Here is a 19,736-nt window from a genome sequence, read left to right on the forward strand (position 1 = left end):
AGCCATTCGGCGGTGCATTTCTAAACTACCTACACGGCAGTGAACAATAGTTAAGCAGATCTTTAGCGCTTGAAAGATTTCTAAACTACCTACACGGCAGTGAACTTAACTGAATTCAAAAAATTAATTGATGCAGCTTTCTAAACTACCTACACGGCAGTGAACTACTAAGATGTTTCCACCATTCATCATAAAGTTTTCTAAACTACCTACACGGCAGTGAACTACCAGCCTCGGTTGCATCGCCCAATTCTTTGTTTCTAAACTACCTACACGGCAGTGAACCATGATCAATGATAATTGCTGGATTATCCTTATTTCTAAACTACCTACACGGCAGTGAACTAACCAACCTTTGTTTACATCTTGCAATAATGTTTCTAAACTACCTACACGGCAGTGAACAAGTTGTGGATTTTAATTTCACAATTTGCACATTTCTAAACTACCTACACGGCAGTGAACGAGTTTATGAACTCATTGGCTGATTCAAGTATTTTCTAAACTACCTACACGGCAGTGAACCTTTGCACAATTTGCCACACTTTTAGTGCGCATTTCTAAACTACCTACACGGCAGTGAACTAGAGTACGACCTACTATAATCGTTGTTCAGATAAAGGTAAATGATATTTTTGCTTTTAAAAACCCTTTTTTTGTAGCTATTTTTAATCTATTGATTTTATTAACTTTTAAAATGGGCGAAAAAAAAGGGTTAAAAAAAGGGGAATTTTTTGTTTTATTTATTCAGCTGTAATAAAACTAAAATTTATTTATACCCTTATAATTCTTAGCAAGAAATCAATCAATTAATCTGGTTACAGTAAGAAAATAAAATCAATAATATATTGCTGATAACCTGTGACTAACGTAATAAATAAGTTCGACGTTTTAACATTGATTTTATTCATACCCAAGATAGGACAATTAATTAACACTCTGTAATTTTTACTATTAGTCTGTATTTTTATTCACTACTCTGTAAGTAGTTTAGAAAATTCGAGATAATTGACCTCCTCGACCCGCTAAGTTCACTGCCGTATAAATAGTTTAGAAATCTTGTAAATATCACCTAACCTTAGGTAACCGGTTCACAGTCAGGTATATGGTGTAGATAGATATAGATCAGTTGGGAAAAATAGTTTGCATTCACTGCAGTGTGGGTTGTTAAATATCGACCGTTATTGATAACGCAATCAATGCATTGTTTAGCTGCATGGCAGGTTGTTGATGATAATCATAATGCTTTTTTATTTGACTAGTTTTGACAAATTTTTAAATAGCTTTCTAACTCACTAAAGCGTCTTGCTAAAACTTAAAAGTTTTTTAAATAAAAAGAGTATTAAGACTCAAATTTCAGTAATAAATGGGCTATATCATAGCGTTATTTGCTGCCAAAAAATACAAAAAAATGCCATATAACCAAGTAAGTTAAGTCGCTATCATCCAATTAAAGGTTACTATATATTAACTAGCATTTCTTAAAGTTGAAGTAAATTGTAAGTGATAAATCGTAGTACTGTTATCCTCAATCCTGTGACAGGATTTTGATATACACGATTAATATTAGTCGATATGACGTCAACATTTATTCAAACAATAGAGAATATTTACTTTAAAATAATAAAAGGCGTCATTTGACACCTTTTATTAGTTAGGATAGTTGATTAACTTGCTACATTTATGCGTTTCATATCAGTCATATAGCTACGTAATTTACGACCAATAATTTCAATTGGATGATTACGAATTTCTTCATTTACATCACGTAATTGTGCATTGTCAACGCTACCTTCTGGAATAGCTTTGCCAAGATCGCCCGCTTGTAACATTGGCATAAATTTTTCTTTTAATAAAGGTACTGCTGCATTAGCAAATAGATAGTTACCATATTCAGCTGTATCCGAAATAACCACATTCATTTCATACAGGCGTTTACGCGCTATCGTATTAGCAATAAGTGGTAACTCATGTAGTGATTCATAATAAGCTGATTCAGCTAAAATACCAGATTCAAGCATAGTTTCAAATGCAAGTTCAACACCAGCCTTAACCATCGCAATCATGACAACGCCCTGATCAAAGTAAGCTTGTTCGTCGATCTTACCTTGATATTCGGCAGCTTTTTCAAATGCTGTTTCACCAGTTTCTTTACGCCATTTTAATAAGTTAGCATCATCATTTGCCCAATCTTTCATCATCGTTGATGAGAATTCGCCTGAAATAATATCATCCATATGTTTACGATAAAGATCAGTCATAATCACTTTTAACTCTTTAGCTAGAGCATTCGCACGTAATTTAGCAGGATTAGATAGGCGATCCATCATTAACGTTATACCACCTTGTTTTAATGCTTCAGTGATCGTTTCCCAACCAAATTGCAATAATTTACATGCATAAGCAGGATCAACACCATCAGCAACAAGCTTATCAAAGCAAAGTAGTGAGCCCGTTTGTAACATACCACAAAGAATAGTTTGTTCACCCATTAAGTCTGATTTAACTTCGGCTACAAATGAAGATTGTAAAACGCCCGCGCGATGACCACCAGTTGCAGCGGCCCATGCTTTAGCAATGGCTAAACCTTCACCTTTAGGATCATTTTCAGGATGGACAGCGATAAGCGTTGGCACACCAAAGCCACGTTTATACTCTTCACGTACTTCGGTACCCGGGCATTTAGGGGCAACCATAACAACTGTAATATCCGAACGAATCTTTTCGCCCACCTCAACAATGTTAAACCCATGAGAATAACCCAGTGCAGCACCTTGTTTCATCAGTGGTTGAACAGCTTTGACAACAGCTGAATGTTGTTTGTCTGGCGTTAAATTAATAACAAGATCAGCTGTCGGAATTAAGTCTTCATAAGTTCCTACTTTAAAACCATTTTCGGTCGCTTTTTTCCAAGATGCACGTTTTTCAGCAATCGCTTCTTTACGTAAAGCGTAGGCAATATCTAAACCAGAATCACGCATATTAAGGCCTTGGTTAAGACCTTGTGCACCACAACCGACTATGACAATTTTTTTACCTTTCAAAAAATTGGCTTCAGATGCAAACTCGTCACGCGCCATAAAGCGGCATTGACCAAGTTGATGTAACTTTTCACGTAAATTTAGAGTATTAAAGTAATTTGACATTGTTCTCTCCATGAGTTGAGTAATTCATAACTGATATGCACTACACTATATAGTAAATTTTTTATTGCTAAAATTGATATATTTAAAATATTATATTGCATAAATTGCAATATACTTGCTAAGTTTTACGGTTTCTTTTACTCTAAGCCACCTTTTATTTATCGGCAATTTGTATAAGATGGATACTCGCTTTAAGCAAGCTAAAAAAGAAGCTAAGTTATCATTGCTGTTAACGGCTATTTACCTCATTGCTTGGATTATTTGCGCTTATTGCGTGGGTGACAAAATAGGCTTTTGGGGTTTACCATTGTGGTTTGAACTATCTTGCATAATGACACCTTTAGCTTTTATTTTGTTATGTATTATTGTTGTAAAATCTCAATTCAAAGATATCTCTTTAGAACAGACTAAGTGATTCAAACCATGCATTTCGATATTATTTTACCACTGGTTATCTACCTGATTTTTGTATTTGCATTATCGCTCTATGCTTATATAAAGCGAAAAAAGGTCAATCAATTTACCGATTATTTTATTGGTAATCGAACCATGGGGGGCTTTTTACTCGCCATGACGCTTGCGGCAACTTATATTAGCGCAAGTTCGTTTATTGGTGGACCTGGCGCTGCTTATAAATATGGTTTAGGTTGGGTGTTATTATCCATGATTCAAGTCCCTACCGTATTGTTATCATTAGGAATATTAGGTAAAAAATTTGCTATTTTAGCACGTCAATATAATGCTATTACCTTAAGCGATATGCTTTATGCGCATTACAAAAGTAAAACCATTGTTTGGTTTGCAAGTATCGCGTTAATAGTGGCCTTTATTGGTGCTATGACTGTACAATTTGTTGGCGGCGCTCGTCTGCTTGAATCATCAGTAGGTATTCCCTACCATAGCGGATTACTAATATTTGGTATTGGTACCGTTATTTATACGGCTTTTGGTGGTTTTAGAGCGAGTATATTAAATGATGCATTCCAAGGTTTAGTTATGATCATTGGTGCCGTTTTATTGCTTGGCGCGATTATCTATGCTGGTGGCGGCATGACAACCATTATTCATCGACTACAAGAAATCGATCCAGCACTGCTTACACCACAAGGCCCAAACCATTTTATGGATTTTCCGTTTATGGCTTCATTTTGGGTGTTAGTCTGTTTTGGCGTGGTGGGGTTACCTCATACCGCGGTGCGTTGCATGGCTTACAAAGATAGCAAAGCAGTGCATCAGGGAATTATTATTGGTACAATTGTTGTCACAATCATAATGTTAACGATGCATTTATCTGGTAGCTTGGGACGAGCAATCATTGATGATTTAACAATACCAGATCAAATTGTACCAACATTAATTATTAATGTATTACCACCTTTTGCTGCGGGGATCTTTTTAGCTGCGCCACTAGCTGCGATCATGTCAACAATTAATGCGCAGTTATTACAAGTATCATCCGTTCTGATTAAAGATCTATTTTTAAGCATTAAAACCAATAGCAATTTAAGTGATAAGTTTCTAACGCGTATTTCAGTTACCATTACCTTCATTTTTGGTGCTTTACTGATTTTTGCCGCTTGGAATCCACCTAATATGATAATTTGGCTAAATTTACTTGCTTTTGGTGGGCTTGAAGCAGTGTTTTTATGGCCTTTAGTACTAGGATTATATTGGAAAAAAGCCAATGCCACAGGAGCACTCTGCTCAATGCTGGCTGGTGCAATAAGTTATACACTATTAGCCAGTTATGATATTAAGTTATTGTCATTCCACCCAATTGTGCCTTCTTTAATTATTGGATTAGTGGTTTTTATTATAGCCAATATGTTTGGCAACAAAGGAAAAAATTATGCCTTGGATTCAACTCAGAATTAATACGACTAATGAATTAGCTGAACAAATCAGCGAACAACTAGAAGAATCGGGAGCTGTATCAGTCACTTTTCAAGATACTTATGATAATCCTGTTTTTGAACCTTTACCGGGTGAAACTAAACTTTGGGGAAACACCGATGTAGTCGGACTGTATGATGCTCAAACAGATATTAATGAATTAAAAGCGATACTTAATTTAGACCAATATTCTTATAAAATTGAGCAACTAGAAGACAAAGATTGGGAACGAGAATGGATGGATAACTTTCATCCTATGCAGTTTGGAAAGAGACTTTGGATCTGTCCAAGTTGGCGAGACGTGCCCGATCCTAATGCGGTTAATGTGATGTTAGATCCCGGTCTAGCATTTGGCACAGGAACCCACCCAACTACAGCATTATGCTTAACTTGGTTAGACGGTCTAGATTTAAACAATAAAATTGTGATTGATTACGGCTGTGGTTCTGGTATTTTGGCCATTGCCGCATTAAAATTAGGCGCAAAACAAGTTATTGGTATCGATATCGACCCACAAGCTATCGAAGCTAGTCGTGACAATGCTGAGCGTAATAATGTTAGCCATAATTTACAGCTTTATCTTGCTAACGACATTCCCAATAATTTACAAGCTGATGTTATTGTAGCCAATATTTTAGCCGGTCCATTAAAAGAACTCGAACCAAACCTAAATAAGCTGGTTAAACCAAGTGGGCTATTAGGATTATCCGGCATTTTGGCATCGCAGGCACAAAGTGTTTGCCTAGCTTATCAAGCGCATTTTGAGTTAGATCCAGTTATTGAGCAAGACGAATGGTGCCGTATAACCGGCAAAAAAAAGTAAAAATTTAACATTACCCCTTTTAACTTCGAGAAAAAATGCGTAATATAGCCGGCCTCAATTTGCTTAGCATTGGTGAGGTAAAATTAAAAAATAATTTAATTGCTGCACCAATGGCTGGAATTAGCGATAGACCATTTCGTCACCTATGCCATAAATATGGTGCTGGAATGACTGTATCAGAAATGTTTTTAGCAAATTCAGATGTTTGGCATACAGATAAATCGGCATTACGTATGGTGTCAACAGATGATATTGGTGTGCGAGCTGTTCAAATTGTTGGATCAGATCCCGACGAAATGGCAAAAGCAGCAGAATTTAATGTCAAACATGGCGCTGAGTTAATCGATATTAATATGGGTTGTCCAGCAAAAAAAGTTAATAAAAAATTAGCAGGATCTGCTTTAATGCAGCATCCTGAGCTAATTAGAAAGATTTTGCAAAAAGTTGTTGGTGCTGTTGACGTACCTGTAACTTTGAAAACGCGGACTGGATGGGATAAAAATCATAGAAATTGCATTGAAATCGCACAAATTGCACAGGATTGTGGTATTAAGGCAATAACCATACACGGAAGAACACGTGCTTGCTTATTCAAAGGTGAGGCTGAATATGAGTCGATTAGAGCGGTAAAACAAAATGTGACAATTCCTGTCATTGCTAATGGCGATATTTGTACACCGGAACAAGCAAAAGATGTTTTTCAATATACGCAAGCTGATGCTATAATGATCGGCCGAGCGGCACAAGGGCAACCTTGGATATTTGAAGAAATTGCATTCTATTTAACACATGGACAGTTAAAAAAAAGAAAAACAATTGATGAAGTGGAGCAAATCGTGTTAACACACCTTGATGAGCTTTATCAATTTTATGGAGAATACAAAGGATTACGGATTGCCAGAAAGCATGTAAATTGGTATACCAACTATTATGCTGATAGCGATCAATTTAGGCGCTTATTTAGTGTACTTAGCAATACAAGTGAGCAAGTTAAAACACTAAAAGCATTTTTTATTCAAATTAGAAACAACCAAAAGAGTTAAAAATACTATGTCAGAACAACGCGTTACAGCTGCAGCACTTAAATTTACAACTGTAAACTCACAAGACCAAATAACACAAAAACCATTGCGAGATTCAGTAAAGCAGGCTTTAAAAAACTATTTATCACAACTAAATGGTGAAGATCCTACTGATTTATATGAATTAGTGTTAGCTGAAGTTGAACACCCATTCCTTGATATGGTTATGCAATACACCCGTGGCAATCAAACAAGAGCTGCCAATATGCTTGGTATTAATCGTGGTACTTTACGCAAAAAATTAAAACAATATGGAATGAGTTAATCAACTCTTTATTGATATCTTGTTTTACAATCCAAAAGCGCCGAATCAGGCGCTTTTTTACTATCATGTATTAATCATTATTCAATTGAACTTAACGTTTTTTAGTTCAACTTGCTTAAATAAAAATTAGGCTGATAAACGCTTAACTAACGTTGGTGTTAACGTTAAGGTATGCAGTGCATCATCGGGATAATGCAATCGATTTAATAAGGTTTCGACCGCTAATTGTCCCAATTCTTCTTTGGGTTGATGGATTGTAGTCAAAGGAGGGGACATATATTGTGCAATTTCTATATCATCATACCCCATAATAGCAATATCTTCTCCAGCCTTCAAACCATTACGATATAGAGCCTGATAAGCACCAATAGCCATAGCATCATTAAAGCAAAAAACAGCTTGTGGCGGAATTGGCAACTGTAATAAATGCTGCATTGCCTCAATGCCGGAAGCGAATCGAAAATCGCCCTGCGCTTGGTAACCTTGTAAAATGGTTAATTGCGCATCCTGCATAGCTTGACGATACCCTTGAAGGCGCGATTGCGCCTGAGTATTGTTTAATGGTCCGGTAATACAAGCAATACGCTGATAATTTTGTTCAATCAGATACTGGGTCGCTAATGTTGCGCCATAAAATGAATTATCTTGAATCGTATCACACACGCCTTTGAAAGGCGTCCAGTCCATCATGACCATGGGTAACTTAGGATAACGGTCAAAAATTTGTTCCGGAAAAGAATACGTTTCCGTGCACATAGCTAATAGACCATCAACACGTTTTTGTAACAAATGTTCAATATTGTTGAGCATTCGTTGCTGATCGCCTTCGGTATTACATAAAATTAAATTATAACCGAGTTCATAACAACTCCGCTCGACACCTTGCACTACCTCAGCGTAAAAAGGGTTATTACTTGTGGTGACTAACATACCAATAGTAAAGGTTTTATTACTTTTTAAACTACGTGCAATAGCTGATGGCGTGTAGTTTAGTTGTTTTATTGCAGACTCGACCTTGCTGCGAATAGCCGGACTAACATAGCGATCGTTATTAATAACATGAGAAACGGTTGAAGTAGATACTTTCGCATAATTTGCGATATCTTTCATGGTAGCCAAGTGTTAATTTCTCATTGATAAATGTTGTGATTGAATAAAATCATCGACTTCTTTTCGTGTTGGTACGGATGTTTGTGCGCCTGCTTTGGTCACAGATAATGCCCCAGCTGCATGTGCATAATAAACAGCTTGTTTTAGATCTTTGCCTTCTAGCAACGCGGTAATCAACATTCCATTAAAGGTATCACCAGCACCAATTGTATCAACAGCATTGACACGAAACCCCGGCACTATTACGCCGTTTTGTGCATGACTCACCCAAGCGCCCTTACTTCCCAAAGTGATAATCACAGTATGGATCCCTTTATCATGTAATAATTGTGCTGCTTGCTGTGCATCTTGCTCGGTAATAATTTTTATACCAGTTAAAAATTCTGCTTCTGTTTCATTTGGCGTAATGATATCAACATGAGCGAGTAATTCATCAGATAATTTTTGTGCGGGCGCAGGATTTAAAATGACTTGTGTATTATTTTGTTTAGCCAACTTGGCGGCTTGCTCAACGGTTGCTAAGGGCGTTTCAAGTTGCATTAAGACTGCATCAGCTTTTGTGATATCGTCAGCAAATTGATCTAAATACTCAGGTGTGACAGCAGCATTCGCTCCAGCATATATTGCAATTTGGTTTTCACCTTGTTGATTGACCAAAATAAGCGCAACACCAGTATTTTCTTGGTCGATTACGGCAACAGAATGGGTATCAATATGATCGCTTTGTAGCTGTTGTTTGAAGTTTTTGCCTAAATCATCGTTACCAACAGCTGCAATAAATTGCACATTCGCACCGAGGCGTCCAGCTGCTACAGCTTGATTGGCACCTTTGCCGCCATACGAGATCTTATAATGTGTACCTGTTAATGTTTCACCTGGTTTGGGAAATTCATTGACATTTAAGATATGATCGATATTGACACTACCAAGTACAATTAATTTTTTACTATTCATATATTTTTGTTCCTAATCAACTAGAAATTGGACGCAGTCATGCGTCCTTGATAATTTTATTGAGTTATCAGTTTTAATTCTACAGGAATTTTTCTATCAACCTTTTCACCTTTTATCACTTTATCAGCAATATCAATACCTATTGAGCCGATTTTGTCGGGTTGCTGCGCGACAGTTGCAGCCATTTTTCCACGTTGTACTGATTTAACACCATCATCAGTACCGTCAAAACCAACTACGATAATATCATTACGACCTGCGGTTTGTATGGCGCGAACAGCACCTAATGCCATTTCGTCATTTTCTGCAAATACTGCTTGCACAGCCGGATAAGCAGTTAAAAGATTTTGCATCACGTTCATCCCTTTAGCGCGATCAAAGTCTGCCGGTTGTGCGGTTAAAATAGTTAAGTGATTTGCTTGCACAGATTTGACAAAACCCTCACCTCGTTCACGAGAAGCTGATGTCCCAACAATACCTTGTAGTTGTATCACTTTGGCATTCGCACCCAATTTTTCAAAAATAAAGTCACCGGCCATTTTGCCACCAGCAACATTGTCAGAGGCAACATGACTCACCACATCACCTTTGACTGAAGCACGATCAAGTGTAATAACCGCAATACCGGCTTTATTAGCAGCAAGTACAGCATTACCAACCGCTTCTGAATCAGTAGGGTTGATCAAAATGATTTTAGCGCCTTTAACGATGGTGTCTTCAACGTTAGCTAGTTCTTTAGCAGGGTTATTTTGTGAATCTAATACCACTAAGTCGTAACCTAATTCTTTCGCTTTATTTACAGCACCGTCTTTTAAGGTAACAAAAAAAGGATTATTCAGCGTTGAAACAACTAAAGCGATGCGCTCTTTCGCTGAGGCTTGAAAAGCAATACAAACACTTAGTGCAGAAGCAATCACAGTCGCCATCATTTTTTTAAATTTCATAACTTTCTCCCAAAATAAAATCTCGATTTAATACCCTTATTTATTGGTTTTTTTATCAACTAATACGGCTAATAAAATAACCACTCCTTTTACGATCATTTGATAGTAGGCATCGACGCCTAGCATATTTAATCCATTATTTAAAAACCCTAAAATTAATGCCCCCACCAAAGTACCTAAAATTTTTCCTCGCCCACCTGACATACTAGTGCCGCCAAGTACCACTGCTGCGATTGCATCCATTTCATAACCTGTACCTGCTGTAGGTTGTGCTGAAGACAATCGAGCCACCTCAATAGTGCTAGCTAATGCACAAAGTAAACCACTAATGGCATAAACAAGGATTTTAACGCGATCAACATTAATACCTGATAGACGGGTTGCCGCTTCATTCCCACCTAATGCATAAATGTAACGGCCCAGACGTGTGTATTTTAGTAAGTACCAAGCTACGATAAAAACAACTGCCATGATAAAGATTGGTACAGGAATCCCCAGTACACGCCCAAATGCAAACCATTCAAATAATTCCGAATTATCATTGGTACCTGTCGAAATTGGGCTACCTTTAGTATAAACTTGCGTTACACCTCGTAAAATAAGCATCATAACTAAGGTTGCAATAAATGCTTGTAATTTACCTTTGGCGATAATAAATCCTGAAAAGGTTCCCAATATCCACCCTAAAACTAAGGAAGCAAAAATCGCAATAAATGGCGATATATCCGCCCCAATCATCGAAGCTGTAATGGCTCCAGTTAAAGCAAAGATTGATCCCACACTCAGATCAATACCAGAAGTTAAAATGACTAAGGTCATGCCTACTGCAATAATGGCATTGATTGAAGTTTGTTGTAAGATGTTAAAAAAGTTGTTTAAGGTAAAAAAGTTATCGCTTAAACAAGAAACAATAATGATTAAAACCAATAAAGTAATTAAGGATTTTTGTTCAATTAATAAATTTTTAAGTTTTTTATTTTGCAACATCAGCGCTCTCCTCTGCTTTGCCAACGGCTGCTGCCATAAGTTTTTCTTGTGTTGCCTGGTTAATTGCAAAATCCCCAGTCACTTTTCCTTCATAAATAACTAAAATACGATCACTCATGCCGAGTACTTCTGGCATATCAGATGAGACTAAAATGACACTTAAACCCTGTTGCTTAAACTGATTGATAAGTTGATAAATCTCTTTCTTAGCACCAACATCAACGCCACGAGTGGGTTCATCTAAAATTAATATCATTGGTCTGGTCATTAATCCTTTGGCTATGGCAACTTTCTGTTGATTACCACCCGATAAAAAACCAATGATCTGATTGATAGAAGGCGTTTTTATATTAAATAAGCCGACAAAATCCTCAACGGCCTGTTGTTCTTCGGCTAATCGTAGCTTTTTGAACTTATTGGTAAAATAATTTAGTGCGTTCAGTGACATATTATCTTTAACAGACATGCCTAAAATAAGACCATCTTTTTTGCGATCTTCCGAAATATAGACAATTCCCTGATTTAAACCATCACGCGGGCAAGCAATTTTTACCGCTTTTCCTTGCAATAGTATTTTTCCTGATTCGGCCGGATTAGCACCATAAATCATTTTCATTAATTCTGTTCGTCCTGCCCCCATTAAACCTGAAATTCCCAGTATTTCACCTTCGTGAAGAGAAAAGCTGACATCATTAACGCCTGGACCAACTAAGTTTTTTACTTCTAATGTAACATTACCTTTAGCAACATTAATTCTGGGATATTGCTCTTCAAGCTTACGCCCGACCATCATCTCAATAAGTGTATCTTCATTTAATTCAGCTATTTTTTTTTCGCCAACAAATTGGCCATCACGTAAAACGGTTACTTCATCACAAATTTCAAAAATCTCTTGTAAACGATGTGAAATATAGACAACACCACAATTTTGTTGCTTAAGTTTTTTGATTACGGTAAAGAGTGAAGTTGTTTCGGTATCGGTTAAAGCATCGGTTGGTTCATCCATAATGATGACTTTAGAATTAAAGCTCAGCACTTTAGCAATCTCTACCATTTGCTGTTCACCAATAGATAGATCACTAATTAACCGTCGACTATCATAATCAAGATGAAGTTCGGCTAATAACTTGTCAGCTTCGCTATACGTTTTATGCCAATCTATGCAACCCAATTTATTAGTAAATTCACGACCTAAAAATATATTTTCGGCGATACTCAGTTGTGGTATTAAATTCAATTCTTGGTGAACAATTCCTATGCCCGCTTCTTGTGAGGATTTTGGTCCATGAAAGTTTACTTTGCTGCCTAAATAAATAATTTCACCTTCATCTTTCTGGTATATACCCGTCAACACTTTCATTAAAGTAGATTTACCCGCACCATTTTCTCCAATCAATGCCATCACTTGCCCTGCACGCACATTTAAATTAACGCCAGCGAGTGCTTTTACACCAGGAAAGGATTTATGGATGTTGATAAGCTGTAAAAGATTTTCATTCATAAATTACTCTTTTGTTTGTTTTACAAACTAAGTTAAAAAATCACGCCTGACTGTAAAATGATATTGGCAAAAGGTGTACATTCACCTGTTCGAATAACAGCTTTACAATGATGAGTTTGTTGTTTTAACTGCTCATGAGTGACATATAAAATGTCGATACAGTTATGTTGAACCTGCTCTATTTTTTTTATTTGTTCAAGGATTTGTTGATGGATGTGTGGATTATGGGTAAGGATTTCTTCAGCTAATATCACCTTTTCGATTTGCATATCATGTGAAACGGTTTGAAAAACTTGCATAAACGATGGCACACCATAAGTCAATGCTAAATCAATGCGTGGAATTTCATTAGCAATTGGCAAGCCCGCATCACCTATTGCAACTTGATCGGTATGACCCATTCTAGCTAAAATTTTAATAATTTCAGAATTCAATAATTGACCTTTACGCATAGTTAAATCCCTGTATTAGTTTAATTATGACGATTATCGAAACGTTTCGATAATGCATCATCTACTTAATAAATGATGCTGGCAATAGCAAAAATACAAAGTTGTGATCTTGATCAATGTGAAATGATTCAGCTTTTAACATAGTTTTTTAAATAGATATCAAAAAGGGCGGAATATGGCTACTTTAACAATAGTGGGGGTTGCACTTCATGGAATAACTTTTTCACTCTTACAATAATAAATGCAACACAGGGCAAAACTTATCAATATATAGGTAATGAATTTTCGATAAAAGTTTGCTAGAATAGTGCGATTTTTAAATTATTAATCTGGAGAATTTTATGGCAGGTCATAGTAAATGGGCCAATACCAAACACCGTAAAGCAGCGCAAGATGCGAAACGCGGAAAAATCTTTACCAAAATCATTCGTGAGCTCGTAACAGCAGCAAAACTTGGTGGTGGCGATCCAGCGTCTAACCCTCGTCTACGTGCTGCTATGGACAAAGCATTATCGAATAATATGACACGTGATACCATGAACAGAGCGATTGCGCGTGGTGTTGGTGGTGAAGATGATACTAATATGGAAACTATCATCTATGAAGGTTATGGACCTGCTGGTACTGCGGTAATGGTAGAATGCTTAAGTGATAATCGTAACCGTACTGTATCAGAAGTTCGCCATGCTTTTACTAAAACTGGCGGCAACCTAGGTACCGATGGTTCAGTTTCTTACTTATTTACCAAAAAAGGCGTAATTTCATATCCTACTGGAACTGATGAAGATCAAGTCATGGATGCCGCACTTGAAGCAGGTGCTGATGATGTAGTGACTTATGATGATGGCGCAATTGATGTATTTACAACACCTGAATCATTTGGTGAAGTTAAAGATGCACTTGATGCGGCTGGCTTAGTTGCCGAATCCGCTGAAGTTTCAATGATACCAGCGACCAAAATCGATCTTGATATTGAATCTGCACCTAAATTATTACGCCTTATCGATATGCTTGAAGATTGCGACGATGTGCAAGAAGTTTATCATAATGGTGAAGTTTCTGACGAGGTTGCAGCAACACTCTAATGGCCATCATTCTTGGCATCGATCCTGGTTCTCGTTTGACGGGTTACGGCGTAATCCAACAAACGGGACGCCATTTAACCTATCTTGGTAGCGGTTGCATTCGAACATCAGTTGAAGATTTACCTACTCGTCTAAAACGTATTTATGCTGGCGTGAGTGAAATCATATTGCAATTTCAACCTGATATGTTTGCAATAGAACAGGTTTTTATGGCTCGTAACGCCGATTCTGCTTTAAAATTAGGCCAAGCAAGAGGTGCTGCTATTGTTTCGGCTGTTAATAATGATTTACCCGTGTTTGAATACGCTGCGCGTTTAGTTAAACAAAGTGTAGTTGGTACTGGTGCAGCCGACAAAAAGCAAGTTCAACATATGGTGAAGTTATTATTAAAGTTACCCGCCAGCCCGCAAGCTGATGCTGCCGATGCGTTAGCTATTGCAATCACGCATGCTCACATTGGGCAACAGCTGATAAAAAACTGTAAATAAAATGATTAAATAATCAGACTTAACGAATACTTATTACTCAAAAACATCATTAATGTTTTAATAATCTAAATTGAGATTGCCCTTTACCCCCTCTCTAAAAATTCTACTTCTAACTATTACTAACTCAACTCATTAGTTTTTAAGCAAGCTTCGTTATCAAATAAAATATACATACAATGCGAATATAAAAAATGGCTATAAAAATAACCTACTGACTTTCAAAATCGTTTATTCGACCTTTGGTTCTATTTTGGGTATAACAACTAAAAATGCTATTGCTAAATTAGCAAATTTAATGTGATAGCAAACTTTTTAATAAGCAATAATAAATGCAATATAGAGAATATAAAAAATGCGCTAACTAAAGTAGCGCATTTTTGTTCACTTAAAATAGAGGGTTGTAAAAGAACCTAATAACTTTTCAAATTTTTTTTCAACCTATACCTAGCAACAGTTAGGTATAGGTAATTTAATTACAGCTACTTGTTATCCTTGCTCATATTTTGCTCTGTTAATAAAACAGGTTTATTCTTATGTTTTGTAAACAATTTTGTCACAAACAAGAAGAATAACGGCACATAAAATATTGCTAAAAATGTTGCAGTTAACATACCACCAATTACCCCCGTACCTACTGCATTCTGGCTTGCAGAACCAGCACCACTATTGAGAGCTAATGGTAAAACACCTAAAATGAACGCAAATGATGTCATTAAAATCGGACGTAAACGTAATCGACATGCTTCAAGTGTTGCATCAATTAATGATTTACCTTCTTTATCAAGTGCATCTTTGGCAAATTCTACAATCAAAATAGCATTCTTAGCCGATAAGCCCATTGTGGTTAATAAACCAACGATAAAGTAAATATCGTTATCAAGCCCCCTAAACATAGTTGCATAAACTGTACCTAATATACCAAGCGGTATAACAAATAGGATAGATATTGGCACTGTCCAGCTTTCATATAGCGCAGCCAATGATAAGAACACAACAATTATTGAGATAATATAAAGTGTGGTTGTTTGTGAACCAGTTTGGCGTTCTTGATAAGAAATATCTGTCCAGTCAAAAGTATAACCATTAGGTAATATCTCGTTAGATATTTGCTCCATAATAGCCATTGCTTGACCAGAACTTAAACCTGGCGCCGCAGAACCACTGATCCCCATTGCAGCAACCCCATCGTATCGAACAAGCGATGGCGAACCATAACTTTTTGAAGTAGTTGCAAAAGCATCATAAGGTACCATTTCACCTTTTTGATTTTTTACATGCCAATAACTAAAGTCATCAGGTAGCATTCGATAAGGTGCATCGGATTGCAAATAGACTTTTTTAACTCGGTTATTGTAGACAAAGTCATCAATATAAGCCGAACCTAGAGCCGTTGATAATACGGTATTTACACTACTGACTGATACCCCTAAAGCTTGAGCTGTTTCAAAATCAACATTAATTTTGTATTGTGGTACATCTAACATACTACCAGGTCGAACTTGTTGCAAACTAGGATTGTGGCTGGCTGCACCTAACACTTTGAAGAATGTTGCCATTAATGCTTCATGTCCTAGACCAGCCGAATCTTTAAGCATATAAGAGAAACCATTTGCCATACCGAGTGAAGGTACCGCTGGTAAATTTGTAATAATAACTCGACCATCAGTAACGGTAGATGCAAATCCATAACCACTTGCAACAAGTGCATCGACTTTTTGATCTGAACGTTTACGCTCATCCCAATCTTTTAATCGAATAAAACCAAGCCCCATATTTTGACCACGACCGATCATACTAAAACCAGCAACGGTAAATACCTCTTTAACAGAGTCTGCTTTTTTTGTAGTATAAAACTTAGTCGTTTTATCTAATACTGCCATGGTTTGCTCTAATGTCGCACCGGGTGGTAGTTCTACCATAACAATAAGCACACCTTGGTCTTCATTAGGCAAGAACCCTGTTGGTAAGCGCTGGAAACCAAAAATAAGACCAATAACAATTAAAATATAACAAACAAAGCTGATTAAAGGGTAACGAATAAATTTAATTACGCCTTTTTCGTATAGATGCAAACTTTTATTATAAAAGTTGTTAAACCAACCAAAAAAGCGGTGAGTGACTTCACTAAACCAAGTAAATGGAGGAATAGTAGCTAATTTCGCCGCGATTGATTGTTTGACTACGACACCGTCTTTAGTTGGCGCTTTTAAAATTTGAGCACAAAGAGCAGGTGTTAATACGATCGCCATTAAAACCGATAGAGACATCGCCGTAACAATAGTGATGGAGAACTGACGGTAAATACCACCCGCTGCGCCGCCATAGAATGCCATTGGCACAAATACTGCAGAAAGTACTACGGCAATCCCCACTAATGCTGAGGTTATTTGTTCCATCGACTTGACTGTTGCTTGATAAGGCGACAACCCTTCGTCATGCATAATACGCTCAACATTTTCAATAACCACGATAGCATCATCGACCAATAGACCGATTGCTAATACCATCGCGAACATTGATAACGTATTGATAGTAAATCCACATATATATAACACCGCAAAGGTACCCAATAGTACAACCGGTACGGTAATTGTCGGAATTAGAGTTGAACGAAGGTTTTGTAAAAACACATACATTACGATAACAACTAAGATGATTGCTTCAATTAATGTATGAACCACATTACTAATCGACAATTTAACAAATGGTGTTGTATCGTAAGGATAAGCAAATTTGATATCTTCGGGAAAAATTTTAGATAATTCCTGAATTTTTTTATCGACTTGTTCTGAAGTATTTAATTGGTTAGCACCCGTTGCTAAATAGATCCCCAGACCTGCTGATGCATTACCATTGTAACGAGAAATAAAATTATAATCGGCTGCACCAATTTCAACATTGGCAATATCTTTTAATAAGACATTAGAACCATCGGTATTTACACGAACTAAGATATTCTGAAATTGCTCAGGGTTTTTTAAACGAGATTGAGCTGTAATTGTAGCATTGAGTTCTTGACCTTCAGTTGAAGGTAAAGCACCTAACTGACCTGCTGTAACCTGAGCATTTTGTGCTTGAATTGCAGCAGTAACTTCTTCAATTGATAAATTAAAATAATTTAATTTATTTGGATCTAACCAAATACGCATAGCATATTCAGAACCAAACAGCTGTGTATCGCCTACACCTTGAACACGACGAATAGGATCTTGTACGGTAGAATAAACAAAGTCAGCAATATCTGCTTGTGTTTTCTGTGGGTTTGTCGAATAAAAACCAATAACCTTTAAAAAGTTAGTGTTATTTTTAGCAACTGACACCCCATTTTTTTGCACACTATCAGGTAAGCGTGACTTGATACTTTCTACTTTATTCAATACTTGTACTTGCGCAAAATCAGGATTAGTTCCAGGTGCAAATGTTAATGTAGTTTGAACCACACCTTGTGCACTACTGGTTGATTTCATATAAATCAAGTTATCTAAACCTGTTAAATTTTGTTCAATCAACTGAGTTACTGTATTTTCGATTGTTTGCGCATCAGCACCTGGATAAGTTGCCGTTACTGTAACAGCAGGCGGTGCAATATCGGGATATTGTTCGACAGCTAGCAACTTTATACATAAGGCACCGCCTAACATCATCATGATAGCAATAACCCATGCAAAAACAGGTCTATCAATAAAAAACTTAGCCATAATTAAATCTACCCCTGTTTTATTTCACACTGTTTTTGATGATATTGTCTAACTGGTCTTGTGATAAAGTAGCTGGCTCACCCACAATTTGTCCTTTCATTGGTTGTCCCATTTCAACAGCAGTTAAGTTAAGTAAGCCTGTTGTAATCACTTGTTCCCCAACATTAATGCCTTTAGTTACCACCCAATAACCACTTACACCAGTGTAAATTTGGATACCTTGGCGATACTCAATTGAATTATCGGGTTTTAAAATTTTAGCGGTATATTCACCTTTGACATTACTGGTAATACCTTGTTGTGGAACAAGTACAGCATTTTTAATATAACCAAGAGTCAATTGCGGTTTAACAAACATACCAGGTAAAATTTTGCCTTCAGTATTGGCAAATTGAGATCGCAATGTAACCGTTCCAGTCGTTTCATTAACAGTCATATCAGAAAACTTGATATTACCAGGTAAAGCATATTTAGACCCATCATTAAAGTATAATTCAACATTATCCCCTTTTGCTGGTTCATAAATAACGTTTTCTTCTTGAAGATATTTATTATATCGGGTTGCAGCTTCGGTCATATCAACATAAATCGGATCAAGCTGTTGAACTAATGCTAACGGGTTTGCTTGCCCAGCCGACACTAACGCGCCTTCAGTCACACTTGATTTACCAATGTAACCATCAATAGGAGAATACACTTTGGTGTAATCTAAATTAACTTTGGCTGTATGTTCTGCTGCTTGAGCAACTAATACACTGGCTTCCGCCTGTTTTGCATCAGCGGCTGCCTTATCATAATCTTGTTGGCTGATCGATTTGGTTGTTAATAATCCTGCATAACGTTTTAAAGTCAGTTGCGCAATATTAGCATTCGCTTTGGCACTAGCAACACTGGCAACGGCACTATCGTAATTAGCCTGATAAATTGCTGGATCGATTTGATAAAGTGATTGGCCTGCTTTGACATTCGAACTTTCTTCAAATTCGCGTTTTAGCACAATACCACCAACCTGAGGTCTAATTTCAGCAATTTGAGACGCAACTACGCGACCAGGTAAACTGATTTTTAAGGTGAAGTCCAAAGGTTCAACTTTAAAAACGGTTACTTTTGGTATTTGATTATTACCGCCCTGTGATTTGCTATTATCACAACTAGTTAATAAAAGTAGACTGCTTAATGCTACTGGTACGGTTAATAATAGTTTGTTAAATCTCATATCAAAATGACCTCAGTAAACTTAATAATTATTTTTTTAATAACATTGAATGTAATTCAAAAGTAACCGAGGATTTTACAAAAAATATGCAT

General features: G+C 36.8%; 16 protein-coding genes and 1 CRISPR repeat array (1 of these 17 only partly in view). Of the genes, 7 read left to right on the forward strand and 9 right to left on the reverse strand.

Going from position 1 to position 19,736, the window contains the following annotated elements:
* Positions 1–585: a CRISPR direct-repeat array (repeat unit 28 nt; unit sequence TTTCTAAACTACCTACACGGCAGTGAAC); it begins 343 nt to the left of the window's first position.
* 1,082 nt (positions 586–1,667) lie between these two features.
* Positions 1,668–3,146 carry a ketol-acid reductoisomerase gene (gene ilvC, locus A9G03_RS06510; RefSeq protein ID WP_065798751.1) on the reverse strand — a complete coding sequence of 493 codons (1,479 nt, stop codon included), beginning with the start codon at positions 3,144–3,146 and terminating at the stop codon, positions 1,668–1,670.
* Positions 3,147–3,324: 178 nt separating this feature from the next.
* Here ilvC and A9G03_RS06515 point away from each other — a divergent pair, with 178 nt between their 5' ends.
* The 5 genes from A9G03_RS06515 to fis are packed head-to-tail and all read left to right on the forward strand — an operon-like array spanning position 3,325 to position 7,209.
* Positions 3,325–3,561, forward strand: coding sequence for a YhdT family protein (locus tag A9G03_RS06515; protein WP_065798752.1), 237 nt, complete (start codon positions 3,325–3,327; stop codon positions 3,559–3,561).
* An 8-nt stretch (positions 3,562–3,569) separates the two neighbouring features.
* Positions 3,570–5,021, forward strand: a complete 1,452-nt coding sequence (panF, locus tag A9G03_RS06520; RefSeq protein WP_065634884.1) for a sodium/pantothenate symporter — start codon at positions 3,570–3,572, stop codon at positions 5,019–5,021.
* Positions 4,996–5,862 (forward strand): 50S ribosomal protein L11 methyltransferase, encoded by an 867-nt coding sequence (gene prmA / locus A9G03_RS06525; RefSeq protein ID WP_065798753.1) that lies wholly within the window; start codon positions 4,996–4,998, stop codon positions 5,860–5,862. Before panF ends, prmA begins: the two co-directional genes overlap by 26 nt.
* A 35-nt stretch (positions 5,863–5,897) precedes the next feature.
* Positions 5,898–6,905 carry a tRNA dihydrouridine synthase DusB gene (gene dusB, locus A9G03_RS06530; protein ID WP_065634886.1) on the forward strand — a complete coding sequence of 336 codons (1,008 nt, stop codon included), beginning with the start codon at positions 5,898–5,900 and terminating at the stop codon, positions 6,903–6,905.
* A gap of 7 nt (positions 6,906–6,912) precedes the next feature.
* Complete coding sequence (fis, locus tag A9G03_RS06535; RefSeq protein WP_034883623.1) at positions 6,913–7,209, forward strand: DNA-binding transcriptional regulator Fis; 297 nt, start codon at positions 6,913–6,915, stop codon at positions 7,207–7,209.
* Between the two features lie 126 nt (positions 7,210–7,335).
* Here the strand turns inward: fis and rbsR are convergent, their stop codons facing one another.
* Genes rbsR through rbsD form a run of 6 tightly spaced genes read right to left on the reverse strand, consistent with a single transcriptional unit; the run spans position 7,336 to position 13,157 of the window.
* Positions 7,336–8,328, reverse strand: coding sequence for a ribose operon transcriptional repressor RbsR (gene rbsR, locus A9G03_RS06540; RefSeq protein WP_082209415.1), 993 nt, complete (start codon positions 8,326–8,328; stop codon positions 7,336–7,338).
* A gap of 3 nt (positions 8,329–8,331) precedes the next feature.
* Entirely contained in the window at positions 8,332–9,273 is a 942-nt protein-coding gene (rbsK, locus tag A9G03_RS06545) for a ribokinase (RefSeq protein WP_065798755.1), read from the reverse strand.
* Between the two features lie 56 nt (positions 9,274–9,329).
* Positions 9,330–10,217, reverse strand: coding sequence for a ribose ABC transporter substrate-binding protein RbsB (gene rbsB / locus A9G03_RS06550; RefSeq protein ID WP_065798756.1), 888 nt, complete (start codon positions 10,215–10,217; stop codon positions 9,330–9,332).
* 36 nt (positions 10,218–10,253) lie between these two features.
* Positions 10,254–11,204 carry a ribose ABC transporter permease gene (gene rbsC / locus A9G03_RS06555; protein WP_065634890.1) on the reverse strand — a complete coding sequence of 317 codons (951 nt, stop codon included), beginning with the start codon at positions 11,202–11,204 and terminating at the stop codon, positions 10,254–10,256.
* On the reverse strand, positions 11,191–12,705 hold the full coding sequence (gene rbsA, locus A9G03_RS06560; protein ID WP_065798757.1) for a ribose ABC transporter ATP-binding protein RbsA: 1,515 nt from the start codon (positions 12,703–12,705) through the stop codon (positions 11,191–11,193). Before rbsA ends, rbsC begins: the two co-directional genes overlap by 14 nt.
* A gap of 32 nt (positions 12,706–12,737) precedes the next feature.
* Entirely contained in the window at positions 12,738–13,157 is a 420-nt protein-coding gene (rbsD, locus tag A9G03_RS06565) for a D-ribose pyranase (RefSeq protein WP_065634892.1), read from the reverse strand.
* 341 nt (positions 13,158–13,498) lie between these two features.
* Between rbsD and A9G03_RS06570 the strand changes: the two genes are divergently transcribed.
* Together A9G03_RS06570 and ruvC are read left to right on the forward strand one after the other, a co-directional pair.
* Positions 13,499–14,242 (forward strand): YebC/PmpR family DNA-binding transcriptional regulator, encoded by a 744-nt coding sequence (locus A9G03_RS06570; protein WP_065634893.1) that lies wholly within the window; start codon positions 13,499–13,501, stop codon positions 14,240–14,242.
* Complete coding sequence (gene ruvC / locus A9G03_RS06575; protein ID WP_065634894.1) at positions 14,242–14,730, forward strand: crossover junction endodeoxyribonuclease RuvC; 489 nt, start codon at positions 14,242–14,244, stop codon at positions 14,728–14,730. The genes A9G03_RS06570 and ruvC overlap by 1 nt, the downstream gene beginning before the upstream one ends.
* A gap of 479 nt (positions 14,731–15,209) precedes the next feature.
* On the opposite strand, the gene A9G03_RS06580 is transcribed toward ruvC, so the two are convergent.
* Together A9G03_RS06580 and A9G03_RS06585 are read right to left on the reverse strand one after the other, a co-directional pair.
* Positions 15,210–18,428: an efflux RND transporter permease subunit gene (locus A9G03_RS06580; RefSeq protein WP_065798758.1), complete on the reverse strand. Its 3,219-nt coding sequence runs from the start codon at positions 18,426–18,428 to the stop codon at positions 15,210–15,212.
* A gap of 19 nt (positions 18,429–18,447) precedes the next feature.
* Positions 18,448–19,644 (reverse strand): efflux RND transporter periplasmic adaptor subunit, encoded by a 1,197-nt coding sequence (locus tag A9G03_RS06585; protein WP_065634896.1) that lies wholly within the window; start codon positions 19,642–19,644, stop codon positions 18,448–18,450.
* Between the last annotated feature and the right edge of the window lie 92 nt (positions 19,645–19,736).

This window comes from Gilliamella sp. wkB171 (assembly GCF_001693755.1).
GTDB lineage: Bacteria > Pseudomonadota > Gammaproteobacteria > Enterobacterales > Orbaceae > Gilliamella > Gilliamella apicola_F.